At 43.7% G+C, this 12293-nt stretch carries 13 protein-coding genes; 8 read left to right on the top strand and 5 right to left on the bottom strand.

Annotated features, from left to right (window positions below; all coding sequences use genetic code 11):
• The first annotated feature begins 63 nt into the window (after positions 1-63).
• From DD616_RS11910 to DD616_RS11930, 5 genes are all read left to right on the top strand, one after another.
• On the top strand, positions 64-561 hold the full coding sequence (locus DD616_RS11910) for a tripartite tricarboxylate transporter TctB family protein (RefSeq protein ID WP_010318351.1): 498 nt from the start codon (positions 64-66) through the stop codon (positions 559-561).
• A gap of 9 nt (positions 562-570) precedes the next feature.
• On the top strand, positions 571-2097 hold the full coding sequence (locus DD616_RS11915) for a tripartite tricarboxylate transporter permease (protein WP_017046152.1): 1527 nt from the start codon (positions 571-573) through the stop codon (positions 2095-2097).
• A gap of 140 nt (positions 2098-2237) precedes the next feature.
• A complete protein-coding gene (locus DD616_RS11920; RefSeq protein WP_013856957.1) occupies positions 2238-2939 on the top strand; it encodes a response regulator in 702 nt (233 codons plus the stop codon).
• A 27-nt stretch (positions 2940-2966) separates the two neighbouring features.
• Positions 2967-4268 carry an ATP-binding protein gene (locus tag DD616_RS11925; protein WP_208871725.1) on the top strand — a complete coding sequence of 434 codons (1302 nt, stop codon included), beginning with the start codon at positions 2967-2969 and terminating at the stop codon, positions 4266-4268.
• 145 nt (positions 4269-4413) lie between these two features.
• Positions 4414-4782, top strand: coding sequence for a diacylglycerol kinase (locus tag DD616_RS11930; protein WP_170899189.1), 369 nt, complete (start codon positions 4414-4416; stop codon positions 4780-4782).
• 104 nt (positions 4783-4886) lie between these two features.
• On the opposite strand, the gene DD616_RS11935 is transcribed toward DD616_RS11930, so the two are convergent.
• Positions 4887-5978: an alkene reductase gene (locus DD616_RS11935; protein WP_208872326.1), complete on the bottom strand. Its 1092-nt coding sequence runs from the start codon at positions 5976-5978 to the stop codon at positions 4887-4889.
• A gap of 123 nt (positions 5979-6101) precedes the next feature.
• Here DD616_RS11935 and DD616_RS11940 point away from each other — a divergent pair, with 123 nt between their 5' ends.
• On the top strand, positions 6102-7034 hold the full coding sequence (locus DD616_RS11940; RefSeq protein WP_208871726.1) for a LysR family transcriptional regulator: 933 nt from the start codon (positions 6102-6104) through the stop codon (positions 7032-7034).
• An 88-nt stretch (positions 7035-7122) separates the two neighbouring features.
• Here the strand turns inward: DD616_RS11940 and mglC are convergent, their stop codons facing one another.
• The 3 genes from mglC to mglB all read right to left on the bottom strand — a co-directional run bounded on the left by mglC (position 7123) and on the right by mglB (position 10761).
• Positions 7123-8130, bottom strand: coding sequence for a galactose/methyl galactoside ABC transporter permease MglC (gene mglC, locus DD616_RS11945; protein ID WP_013856962.1), 1008 nt, complete (start codon positions 8128-8130; stop codon positions 7123-7125).
• Positions 8131-8140: 10 nt separating this feature from the next.
• Positions 8141-9649, bottom strand: a complete 1509-nt coding sequence (mglA, locus tag DD616_RS11950; RefSeq protein ID WP_013856963.1) for a galactose/methyl galactoside ABC transporter ATP-binding protein MglA — start codon at positions 9647-9649, stop codon at positions 8141-8143.
• Between the two features lie 137 nt (positions 9650-9786).
• Positions 9787-10761 carry a galactose/glucose ABC transporter substrate-binding protein MglB gene (gene mglB, locus DD616_RS11955; protein WP_026027227.1) on the bottom strand — a complete coding sequence of 325 codons (975 nt, stop codon included), beginning with the start codon at positions 10759-10761 and terminating at the stop codon, positions 9787-9789.
• Positions 10762-11312: 551 nt separating this feature from the next.
• On the opposite strand from mglB, the gene DD616_RS11960 reads away from it, so the two are divergent.
• Together DD616_RS11960 and nqrM are read left to right on the top strand one after the other, a co-directional pair.
• The gene (locus DD616_RS11960; RefSeq protein WP_231140389.1) at positions 11313-11798 is read left to right on the top strand and encodes a NifB/NifX family molybdenum-iron cluster-binding protein; all 486 of its coding nucleotides are present in this window, start codon (positions 11313-11315) and stop codon (positions 11796-11798) included.
• A complete protein-coding gene (gene nqrM, locus DD616_RS11965) occupies positions 11798-12001 on the top strand; it encodes a (Na+)-NQR maturation NqrM (RefSeq protein WP_013856966.1) in 204 nt (67 codons plus the stop codon). The genes DD616_RS11960 and nqrM overlap by 1 nt, the downstream gene beginning before the upstream one ends.
• Here nqrM and DD616_RS11970 read toward each other — a convergent pair.
• Entirely contained in the window at positions 11998-12276 is a 279-nt protein-coding gene (locus DD616_RS11970) for a DUF134 domain-containing protein (RefSeq protein ID WP_047689176.1), read from the bottom strand. The genes nqrM and DD616_RS11970 overlap by 4 nt on opposite strands.
• Between the last annotated feature and the right edge of the window lie 17 nt (positions 12277-12293).

Below are 12293 nucleotides of genomic sequence, written 5' to 3' on the forward strand. Positions count from 1 at the left end.
ATCAATTCATTAACTCGCTGCTACACGGCTCTTTTCTCCCCTATTTTTACCATGGAGTTGGATATGTCGGATCTGCCAACCAAATTTTTCAGCAAAGAATATTTACTGTGCCGCGATCGCGTTGGCGCGTTGATCTTCCTTGTTCTTAGCCTTTGCTACGGCTATCAAACGACTCAAATACCGATGTTTCCCGGTGATGAATACGAACCGTTTAACGCCCAAACCTTGCCGACTCTGCTGACTTACGCTGGAATTGGCCTCTCTTTGTTGATGCTGGTGTTAGGGCAGCCCGATAAACAAAGTGGCGCGGTATTGCACTTCAACTGGAAATTGTTGATTGGTTTTTTAGTGTTGATGGCGCTGTACGGACTTGGCCTAACCTATTTAGGCTTCGTACTGGCCACCAGTTTCTTTCTACTCGCTGGCTTTTATATTTTGGGTGAAAGACGCAAATCAGTGTTATTTGGTGCTTCTTTTCCCTTTGTCATCGCGTTTTATCTGCTGCTTACTCAAGGTTTGGACATCTACCTTGAGCCCGGCGTTATTTTCACACTCTGGTAGGAACTGATTATGTTAGATGGAATTTTACAAGGGCTTTCTACCGCCATGATGCCAATGAACATCTTCATGGTGATTGTGGGCTGTTTCGTCGGTACTTTTATCGGCATGTTACCCGGGCTTGGCCCGATTTCGGCCATCGCGTTGATGATCCCGATCACCTATGGCCTTGAACCATCTTCAGGTTTGATTTTAATGGCCGGCGTTTATTACGGCGCTATTTTTGGCGGCTCCACTTCCTCCATTTTGATTAATGCTCCCGGATGCTCGGCAACCGTGGTCACCGCGTTTGACGGCTACCCCATGGCGCAAAAAGGCCAAGCTGGTAAAGCGTTAGCCATCGCCGCTTACGCCTCTTTTACCGGCGGAACCTTGTCAGCGATTATGCTCTTGGTCGCAGCGCCTGCACTGGCCAGCGTGTCACTGAGTTTTCAATCCTCTGACTATTTTGCGTTGATGCTACTCGGTCTATCGGCGGTCGCTGCCTTTGCTGGAAAAGGACAAGTCCTTAAAGCATGGATGATGGTTGTTCTTGGCTTGATGCTCTCTACCGTTGGTATTGATAAAGGCGTAGGTGTGGAACGTTTTACCTTTGGCTTAACTGATTTAATGGACGGTTTTAGCTTCCTCTTGCTGGCGATGGCGACATTCGCTTTAGGCGAGACATTAATGGGTATTTTAAAACCAGAAAACGACACGCGTACAGATGAACAGAATAAAATCAGCAACTTGGGCAGTATGAAAATCACCAAGGCAGAATTTAAAGAAGCGGCTCCCGTTTCAATTCGTGCTTCCATTTTAGGTTTTTTCACTGGCGTGTTGCCCGGCGCTGGCGCAACCATCGCCGCATTTTTGAGTTATGGTATGGAGCGCAGCTTAGCGCCCAAAGATAAAAAAGAAGAGTTCGGTAAAGGGTCTTTGCGTGGGCTTGTTGCACCAGAGTCAGCCAATAACGCCGCCTCTAGCGGATCTTTTGTTCCGCTGTTGACACTCGGCATTCCCGGCTCTGGCACCACAGCGATCATGCTTGGAGCCCTGCTCTCTTACGGCATTCAACCTGGCCCTCGTTTATTTGTTGATCACCCTGATGTCTTTTGGTCTGTCATCATCTCAATGTATCTCGGTAATATTGTACTTATCATCCTTAACTTGCCGCTTATTCCTTATATTTCAAGGCTATTGGCGGTACCGAGAACCGTATTGCTGCCGATGATTTTGTTCTTCTCAATCACCGGTGTTTATTTGGTTTCGTTTAACACTATGGATGTTTACGTAATGTTGATCGTCGCGATGGGGGCGATTGCTCTACGGTTAGCCAACTTCCCGCTGGCACCACTGCTGCTTGGCTTTATTTTGGGTGGATTAATGGAAGAGAACCTTCGCCGCGCGTTGATGATCAGCGATGGGGAGTTAAGCTTCTTGTGGGAACGTCCGATCACTTTCGTGTTTACCGTGCTTGCAGTTGTGATGTTGACTAGCCCACTTGTGGTGATGCTGGCGAACAAACTTCGCTCTTCACCGACCAAAGCCGTTGAATAACAAGAGATTGTATCAATAGAAACTCATCCAACCATACAAAGACCTAGCGAAAATGCTGGGTCTTTGCTTTACTATGCACTTCAAATTTTTCCAATGTCAGCGATTGTCATGTCGTTCATCGTACCTATCTAGGAGTCTCCATGACGGATAGACACTCTTTAATCATCGTTGAAGATGATCTAAAACTCAGAGAAATGTTAACAGAATACTTTGAAAGTCAAGATATTAGCGTCATTGCCCTTGCTGAAGGTGCCAAAGCGAGCGCGGTCATTTTAGAGCAACAACCAGATATCGTGTTACTGGATTTAATGCTACCCGGTGAAGATGGGCTGACAATTTGTAGACAGATCCGTCCTATGTACAACGGTAAGATATTGATGCTAACCGCCAGTGATGACGATTTTGATCACGTTGCAGCACTGGAAATTGGTGCCGATGATTTTGTGACAAAGCCGATTAAACCACGCGTCTTGCTTGCAAGAATGCGTATGCTACTGCGCAGAGTCGACAACGAGCCAATTCAAACCGCGAAAACCGTGCTTGAATTTGGGGCCTTGTCTCTCAATCAATCTCGACATCTGTGTGAAATGAATGGTGAGGCCGTAGCGATGACCGACAGCGAATTCGACTTGCTATGGCTACTGGCATCAACACCAGATCAAGTCCTATCACGGGATGTATTAACCAAAGCGTTACGCGGGATTGAATACGATGGGCTTGATAGAACCGTCGATAACAAGATTGTCATTTTGCGTAAAAAACTCGGTGATGATTCTTCCACACCGAAACGCATTATTACGGTCCGAGGGAAAGGATACCTTTTTGTACCAGACACGTGGTAATGACCACGTATTTTAGAAGAAACCTGTATGCGTCGTATCTACGTTGAATCTTTTGTTGGTTTATTGCTCTTTTTTTTAGCGACACTCATTACCATTGAACTGGTCGTTTACCAGCTTGGTACTGACTACGATTACGTACTTGAAGATTATCAAGCTGAAGCATTTCATGACTTGGTCACTCGTATTTATCAGCATGAAGGTGAAGCCAACACCTTAAATGTACTAAAAGAATATGCCGATAAAACACGACAACTGATAGAGACGCATACTGAAAAGACCTTACCCTCAGATGTGCGAGCGTTTTTCTTTACCACCGCCCCCAATGCCTACACCTACTACGATGATGACCGTTTTTTATGGCTGCGCCTTACGTCCACCTCACCAATTTACAGCTTTAAACCCGATGAAGAATCACCACTGAGGCAAGCCATTTTCTTCGCAGATAATCTCTCACTTTTGCTGCTTGTCGTCGGTTTTGCACTGTACTGTGTGTTGCTGATCTGGTTCATCAGTCGGCGAGTGCGTGAATTGGAAAAAGTGACCTTAGCCTTTGCCGCTGGTGATCTGACCGCTCGCGCCTCCATCAAAAGCGGCGATAAAGTCGGCTCTTTAAACAAAAGCTTTAACTACATGGCGAGCAAAATTTCCGCTTTGGTGCTCAGCAATAAAGCGCTGAGTAATGCCGTGGCTCATGAGTTACGCACTCCTATCTTTCGGATCCAATGGCAAGCAGAAATGTTGGCCGATGAATCTCTGACATCAAAACAAGCGGCGAAAGTCGCCAGTATCATCGAAGATACCGAAGAGATGGAAACGATGGTCGATGAGCTTCTTTACTACGCGAAAGTTGAAAGGCCAGAGAACGAACTCAATATGCAGACAATTCAGCTCAATTACTGGCTCGAACCGATACTAGGTAAATGGCGTAGCAACAGCGTAGTCGAGATCCAGTTGCTACCATTAGCACAAGTCGCCACCTTACAGGTCGATCCATACCTTCTCAAAAGAGCTCTGGATAATTTATTGGGTAATGCTCAGAAATACGCCAAAAGCAAAATAGCCGTTGAAACCTCCGTGATCAACGCAGGTCAAGCAGTGCAAATTGATATCCATGATGATGGAGAAGGGATTGACCCGCAGCACTGGCCATTCATTTTTGATGCTTTTTACAGCGCGGATCTCTCACGTGGAGAGCGACAATCAGGCTTCGGATTAGGCTTGGCCATCGTCAAACAGATCGTTTTACGCCACAACGGCCAAGTATCGGTGGCTAAAAGTGTGTTCGGAGGCGCTTGCTTTACTCTTGTACTACCCGTGGTGGGCGTTTAATATCGGGCCACTTAAGAGAATCTGTGAACTGACGTCATTGATTCTCTTTTTTAACATGAGGGTGCGGGGCGAAGGCTATTTTACGTCTACACGTAATTCACTCATGCCCATTGTCATCGTTATTCATTATTAGGTTGTTCATTTTATGAAACCAGGTCGTACGGGTATAAAGCGTCTGTTTTATGCCACAGGTTATTCAATACAAGGGCTGAAAGCCGCGTGGCTAAACGAAGCCGCTATTCGACAAGAAACTGTCACTTCAATTTTGTTGATTACCACTACTTTCTTTTTGCCTATCACTAAAATTGAGCAAATCATGATGATTGGTTGCTTAGTCTTAGTTGTGATTGTGGAGTTGATGAATTCCGCCGTGGAAGCCGTGGTTGACCGCGTCGGTAACGAATGGCACGAACTCAGTGGCCGCGCCAAAGACATCGGTTCAGCTGCCGTACTGATCGCGTTGATATTTTCAGCATTCACATGGATGTTTATTCTGTGGCCTTATTACTTTTAGCGTATCATTTTGGCGCGCGTTAATGGCTCATTGTTTTATAACGGCCAACCAGTTGTAAAAAAGCCAGTAGAATCATAAAACAAACGACTGCTGGCTATGTCGATTTAGGAATGGTTTGGATAATCTGTATATCCCTTAGTACCTCCACCAAATAAGCAACTTGGATCAAATGCCGATAATGTACGGTTCATTTTCAAACGCTCGACTAAGTCTGGATTCGCAATAAAGGGACGCCCAAATGCGACTAAGTCAGCGTAGCCATTTTCCAAGATTTGGTTTGCTCGCTCAACGTCATATCGGCCTGCAACAATAATGGTATTGGTGAACAGCTCACGTAAATGTCGGCGAAAATCTTCAGGGATTTGTGGAGCATCATCCCAATCAGCTTCTGACAAATGCAGATACGCAATACCGAGTTTCTGTAATTGCTCCGCCGCTTGTAAAATCGTTGGGACGATATCTGGGCAGTTCATATCTTTAAATGTGATGTAAGGCGCCAAGCGAACTCCAACTTTGTCAGCGCCAACCTTATCAATGATTGCACTCACAACTTCCATAAGAAAACGCAAGCGGTTTTCTCTGCTGCCACCATATTGATCAGTGCGATGATTCGAATTGGTTCGCAAAAACTGATCGATCAAATAGCCATTACCACCATGAATTTCGACGCCATCAAAGCCAGCCGCAATCGCATTGTGTGCAGCATTAGCAAAATCGCGTACCACTTGGTTAATCTCTTGCAATGTCATTGCTCTTGGTTCAACGCATTCCATCATCTCACCGGCACTCCCCGGCTGTGCAATCCAGACTTTGGTATCGACTGGAGCAATAGCTGAAGGAGCCATCGGCTTTTGACCTTGTTGAAAAACAGGATGCGATACTCGCCCTACATGCCATAACTGATTCACTATTTTTCCTCCGCGGTCATGCACGGCTTGAGTGACCTGCTGCCAAGCCACAATTTGTTCTGGCGTGTATATGCCAGGAGTAAATGAGTATCCTTGGCTATCGTCTGATATTTGTGTTGCTTCAGTAATAATCAGACCAGCACTCGCTCGCTGAGCATAATATTGCGCCATGATGTCGTTGGGTATATTACCTGGTTGGCTTGTCCGAGCCCGCGTCATCGGGGCCATTACCAGCCGGTTATTCAAAGAAAGTGGACCGATTTGTGTCGGGGAAAATAAGCTACTCATCATTCAATCACTCTGTATTGGGTTGTTATCCATAGGCTATAACAAAAGAATCACTAAATAATCTAGCTATAATTAAAAAGAGTATTTAGGATTACTTAACAATAACTGCGATATAGAATCTTAATGAACAAATTATTGAACATGGAGGTCTTTGTTGCCATTGTTGAGCAACAAGGGTTGGCGGCCGCCGCAAAAGCCATCAATATGTCCGCCGCTTCAGTCACACTAAAACTGCAAGAGCTTGAACGCCACTATGGCGTGAAATTGCTGCAAAGAACCACACGTAAAATTGCATTGACGGAAGCTGGCGAACGTTTCTATCCATTATGTTTACAAACCTTAGCCAACATCACTGAAGTCGAGTCTTCGCTATTCGCCGAGAAAACACACTTGGAAGGCAATATAAAAATTTCAGCACCCAAAGATCTCGGGCGACAACATTTATTGCCACTGCTCGACTCCTTCTTAGCAAGACATCCTAAAATTGTGCCTCAGATTACCTTTAGTGACAGTGTGTTAGGGATATATGAAACAAAACTTGATTTGGTATTGCGTTACGGCACACTCAAAGATAGTCAATTGGTTTCCAGAAAATTAGCAACAAGTCGCCGCGTTCTTTGTGCCTCACCCGCATATTTAGCGTGCCATGGTCAACCGACTCACCCAGAGGATCTCAAACAGCATGCTTGTTTGGGTATGCTACGCAAAAGTGAATCATTAACGCGTTGGTCTTTTCTTAAAGGAGATGTCGTTCAAGATATTCTGATCAAACCATCACGTTTGTCTAATGATGGCGAAGTGATTCGTCAGTGGGCACTCGAAGGCGCAGGTATTGCACTCAAATCACAACTCGATATTCAACCCGACCTCAATGCTGGGAAACTCGTTCTTCTCTTGGAAAATTATCGGCAAAGTTTTAGTTCACACGATTTGGCCACAGGATCGGACTTGCATCTGCTCTATCCCAATCGTGATCACCAACCGTCACGTATCAAAATATTGATCGAGGAGATTGTACGCTATTTTGAAAAACGTACGCTTCCTACTGGGCAATAGCAAAAGAGCGCCGATAAAAGCGCTCTTTGTTTATTTCGACAATTTTCGGCGATTAAATGTCGAAAATTGTATTTCTGCTCTTAGGCGGCTATTTCTTATTCGCGTACTTCATTGAGTCCAACGCGACAGCGAAAATAATAATGCCGCCTTTAATGATGTACTGCCAGTAAGGGCTCACGCCAATGTAGGTCATACCATAGTTGATCACAGTGAAGATAAGCACACCCGTGACCACACCCGCAATGCTTCCGACACCGCCAGCAAATGACACGCCACCCACAACACAGGCTGCAATCGCATCCAACTCGTACAGGAAGCCAAGGTTATTGGTCGCACTGCCGATACGGCCAGCTTCCAACATACCGCCAAACGCATAGAACACACCCGATAGAGCATACACTTTCAGTAGCGTCAATGGCACATTAACACCAGAAACTTTTGCGGCTTCTGGGTTACCACCGACCGCGAAAATGTTCTTACCAAAAACGGTCTTATTCCACAAAATCCATGTAAAGATAATCGCGATAATGGCGTAGAAGGTTATGTACGAAAACCTAAAATCTCCAAATCGAATAAAACCTTGAGTGAATGAAGAGAAACGCTCATCAAAACCTGCAATTGGAGATGCACCCACCGAATCGTAGTAGAGAGAGTTAATCCCGTAGACGATGATCATGGTGCCTAATGTGGCGATAAACGGCGTTACTTTTAAATAAGCAACAATCACACCGTTCACTAAGCCGATGATCGCGCCGATCGCGCACACACAAAGAATCACAGCCACAATCGGCACGTCACCAATGCTAGGGAATACTTTGTTGACGTTATCAATTGATTGTAAAAGTGTTGCCGAAATTACAGCGGCTAAACCCACTTGACGTCCAGCAGAAAGGTCGGTTCCTTGCGTTACAATCAGCCCCGCCACACCCAATGCAATAATAACGCGCACTGAAGATTGCGTTAATATATTACTAAAGTTGCGTAAACTTAAAAATGATGGCTCCTGAATAATAATAATTGCCAGAAGAATAAATAGAACCGCATAGATCGCACCTTCCTTTAGGTGCTTCATTGCAAATGTTTTAACTGAATCCATAATAATTTCCCTAGAGGTAACGAGAGGCCAGCTCTAATATTTCATTCTGTGAAGTGTCTTTAGTATTAACGATTCCCGCAGCTCGGCCATTACTCATCACCAATATTCTGTCGGTAATGCCTAACAACTCTGGCATTTCGGAAGAGATAATAATAATCCCTTTATTCTTTTTCGCTAATTCCAATATCAATTGATAAATTTCAAACTTTGCTCCGACATCAATACCCCGAGTCGGCTCATCAAGCATTAATATTTCTGGCTGAGTTAACAACCAACGGCCAATAATGACTTTCTGCTGATTACCACCAGACAAAGAACCGATTGATGTTTCATGAGAAGGTGTTTTTACACTCATGGAGTCGATTACCCACTGTGTATCACTCCTCATTTTTTTATTACTCAGTAAACCTAATTTGGTTTTGTATTCATCCACATTGGCAACCAAAGAGTTAAAGGTAATATCTAAATTACTGTAAATGCCGGTTGAACGACGCTCTTCTGTCACCAACGCAAAACCACTATTGATCGCTTCATGTGCATCACGGTTTTTCATCTCTCGGCCATGTAACATAATGTGGCCGTTACTACGCTCACGAACCCCAAAAATGGTTTCCACAATATCAGTGCGTCTTGAACCGACGAGCCCAGCCACACCTAAGATTTCACCTTCTCTGAGATCAAACGAAATATCCTGAATAGAGGGTTGGTTCAGTGCTGTTAAATTTTTGATTTCGAGGATAATTTCTTTTGGCACATTGGTCTTTGTGGGAAAGCGCTGTGTTAATTCACGGCCAACCATCATCGAAATGATTTTGTCCATATCGAGCCCTTTCAACGGCCTCGTATCAACCCATTGCCCATCACGCAAGATGGTTATCTCATCACAAATAGTAAATATTTCTTCCATTTTGTGAGAGATGTACACCACGCCACAGCCTTTTTCTTTCAACTTGTTAATGATAGTAAAAAGATGCGATACCTCTTTTTCAGTCAAAGAGGACGTGGGTTCATCCATGATCACAATGCGCGCGTTATAAGAAAACGCTTTCGCTATTTCGACCATCTGCCTTTGTGATACCGATAATTTAGCCACTTTAATTTTCGGGTCTATATCAATATCGAGTTCATCAAAGATCTCTTTGGTATCGCGATACATTTTATCGTGATCGACAAAGAGTCCTTTCTTTGGGTAACGCCCTAGCCAAATATTATCCATTACAGAACATTGTAATACTTGGTTAAGCTCTTGGTGGACCATGGAAACACCCGCCTCCAAAGCTTGCTTAGACGATTGAAAATTCACATGTTCGCCTAAAAATATAATATCACCTTCGTTTTTATCATAAATTCCAAAAAGGCATTTTAATAGCGTCGACTTACCTGCACCATTCTCTCCCATTAATGCATGAATAGAGTGTGGTCGAACTTTCAAATTAACTTTATCTAATGCCTTAACCCCGGGAAACTCTTTACTCACTCCTGTCATTTCTAACAGAAATTCATGCTCTTGATTTACCATGGCATCACTTATTTATTCTTTGATTAATACCATTCAATATTAAATAAAATTTAATCAGCAATTATTTATTATTGATTGTATAAACACCCTATAAGTTAGGGAGTAAAGGGGGAATGACTTCCCCCTTGAACTTTAGGTTACTCGAGTGTCGATTTATCCACACCAACATAAGGAACACGAACAATCTTATTGGCCATTTCCCATTGAGTGCCTTCGGTTGCAGCTTTGCCGTTGGCTAAATTACGTGCAAGTTCAAATGTCGCTTTGGCTTGTGAATCTGCATCATTAAGCACAGTGCCTGCCATGTCGCCAGATTTAACTAATGCTAATGCTTCTGCTAACGCATCAACACCGAATACTGGTACTTTCGCACCCGCACCACGTAACGCTTCAATCGCACCCATCGCCATACCATCATTATTGGCAATCACGACTTCGATTTTGCTGCCGTTGGGGCCAGATAACCAAGCATCCATTTTATCTTTTGCCATGGCGGTATCCCACATACCAGTATCCATGTGTAGCTCTTCTGTTTTGATGCCATTTTCGTTAATGGTTTTCACAGAATAAGAAGTACGAGCTTCCGCATCTGGGTGACCTGGTTCGCCTTTCAGCATTACATACTGCAGTACACCGTCACCGTTTTTATCCCAAGCAGGATTGGCTTTCCAGTGTTGCGCAATGAGATCGCCTTGGATGATGCCCGACTCTTTTGAATCTGTACCCACATAATAGGCTTTGTCATATGAAGCGAGCGCTTTAGCACTCGGTTCTTTATTGTAAAAAACGATAGGAACATCATCCATTTTCGCTTTTTGAATAATACTTGGTGCAGCTGCAGGGTCGACAAGGTTGATCGCCAGTGCTTTCACGCCACGAGCCAACATGACATCCACTTGGTCATTTTGCATTGATTGGCTGTTTTGTGAGTCATTCATCAAAACCTTGGTGTTGCCGTCATTATTTGCCTGTTTTTCAATCGCTTGGCGAACAACTGACATAAAGTTATCATCGTACTTATAAACGGTCACACCGATCGTTGTGTCAGCCATGACTTGAGTGCCGAAACTCATACCAGCCGCAAGCATGGCTAAAGTAGTTAACTTTCTCATTGAACAAGTCCTATTTGTTAGTGTTGTTATTACGTTGTGTAGGGGGAGAAACGTTAACTCTGAGAAACAGCAGTGAAAACGTTTACCTTTCAAAGTATAGTAGTAAAACAAACAATTAATGTGAACCAGTTAAAATTTCAGTTTTGAAATCGCATTTTCATGCGGTTTCTTGTGAATAGTTTGATAACTATTGCAAAACTAAGTAATCATACGTAACGCAATGTAACATCGAGACCTATTTCTCTTTTTAAAAGTGCGATCCACCACGAAAGAGATCATACCTCTCAAAACACCAGATGTTAACGTTTACACTTGCGAGTTTCCAATATGCAATAGATTTAACTTTCATTTGACTGCTCACAAAGTGTAGATGAGGCTTGTTACATACGCCTGCAATTTATTCGTGTATTTTTACGCCATATCGGGTCTCGATTTACCAAACAGCACCACGACTTTTAATTAATGAACTCTTACATTGTCATTTTTATTATTGGCATATGCCAATAATAAGGTGTATTTTAAATACAAGAACCCGATAAACTTTAGGAGCCATGATGATTTATGCCATCCCTTGTGATCAAAACTCGCCTTTTAATCACTTTGCCAAAGCGCCTCAATTGATGATTGTGGACGATACCACCGCCACTAGCCAACGTATTGACGTTACTAAAACCGAGGGCAGTTGTGGCCACAAAAAACAGCTACTTGCACTGCTAAGAGAGAATAGAGTGGACGCTGTTATCGTCCGCAATATCGGACAAAATATGTTAGCAGCAATTTTAGAAAAGAAGATTGAGGTATATTACGCACCAAGAGGCAGCCAATTAACATCACTTCATCCAAACCATCTTCTGCCCGTCACCGACGTCTCTTTTGGCAAGCCTTCAGCCAATAAATCGAAGAAACGTTGTGCTAGTCAATGTGGATCGAAGAAAGTGGATAAACATAACAAACTGGCACCCAGAATGCTGTCACCAACTACCATAGAAGCGTTGAAGAAAGTGCTGAAAGTAAAAGCGATTGTCGAGGGAAAATAATGACTTATGTTATAACCTTTGCGTTTTTTATTGGCATTATTGTCTTGATGGCGATCGGTGTTTTGTTTCGCCGCCGCTCGCTGCAAGGCAGTTGTGGTGGGTTAGCAAATATCGATATTGAAAGAGAATGTAACTGCGTAGACGTTTGTGATGAGCATCAGAAGGTGTTGTATCAAATTCAAGAACCTGATCACGAGCGTTAGCGCTCAACCAACATCAACGCATGACCTTCCACCAAGCAAGTCGCGACTTTCGCTCTTGCTTGGTTAACGATATTACCAAAGGTTTGTCGCGATATGCCCATCTGCGTAGCCGCTTGTAATTGGCTAAGCCCCTCTTTATCAGCCAAACGCAACGCTTCAAGTTCTTCTGGCAGTAAATCTACTGTGTTCAATTCAGATAATTTGACACCGTTGGGTTTGAAGCATGCATACGCCACTTGACCACAAACACGACGAATTTTTTTGGGTCTTGCCATTTTCTTCTCCTAATCAT

This window comes from Vibrio anguillarum, from assembly GCF_003390515.1.
GTDB lineage: Bacteria > Pseudomonadota > Gammaproteobacteria > Enterobacterales > Vibrionaceae > Vibrio > Vibrio anguillarum.

Excerpts from the sequence above, each read along its gene's own strand:
- DD616_RS11910 (WP_010318351.1), top strand. The coding sequence starts at position 64 with ATGTCGGATCTGCCAACCAAATTTTTCAGCAAAGAATATTTACTGTGC.
- DD616_RS11915 (WP_017046152.1), top strand. The coding sequence starts at position 571 with ATGTTAGATGGAATTTTACAAGGGCTTTCTACCGCCATGATGCCAATG.
- DD616_RS11920 (WP_013856957.1), top strand. The coding sequence starts at position 2,238 with ATGACGGATAGACACTCTTTAATCATCGTTGAAGATGATCTAAAACTC.
- DD616_RS11925 (WP_208871725.1), top strand. The coding sequence starts at position 2,967 with ATGCGTCGTATCTACGTTGAATCTTTTGTTGGTTTATTGCTCTTTTTT.
- DD616_RS11930 (WP_170899189.1), top strand. The coding sequence starts at position 4,414 with ATGAAACCAGGTCGTACGGGTATAAAGCGTCTGTTTTATGCCACAGGT.
- DD616_RS11935 (WP_208872326.1), bottom strand. The coding sequence starts at position 5,978 with ATGAGTAGCTTATTTTCCCCGACACAAATCGGTCCACTTTCTTTGAAT.
- DD616_RS11940 (WP_208871726.1), top strand. The coding sequence starts at position 6,102 with ATGAACAAATTATTGAACATGGAGGTCTTTGTTGCCATTGTTGAGCAA.
- mglC (WP_013856962.1), bottom strand. The coding sequence starts at position 8,130 with ATGGATTCAGTTAAAACATTTGCAATGAAGCACCTAAAGGAAGGTGCG.
- mglA (WP_013856963.1), bottom strand. The coding sequence starts at position 9,649 with ATGGTAAATCAAGAGCATGAATTTCTGTTAGAAATGACAGGAGTGAGT.
- mglB (WP_026027227.1), bottom strand. The coding sequence starts at position 10,761 with ATGAGAAAGTTAACTACTTTAGCCATGCTTGCGGCTGGTATGAGTTTC.
- DD616_RS11960 (WP_231140389.1), top strand. The coding sequence starts at position 11,313 with ATGATGATTTATGCCATCCCTTGTGATCAAAACTCGCCTTTTAATCAC.
- nqrM (WP_013856966.1), top strand. The coding sequence starts at position 11,798 with ATGACTTATGTTATAACCTTTGCGTTTTTTATTGGCATTATTGTCTTG.
- DD616_RS11970 (WP_047689176.1), bottom strand. The coding sequence starts at position 12,276 with ATGGCAAGACCCAAAAAAATTCGTCGTGTTTGTGGTCAAGTGGCGTAT.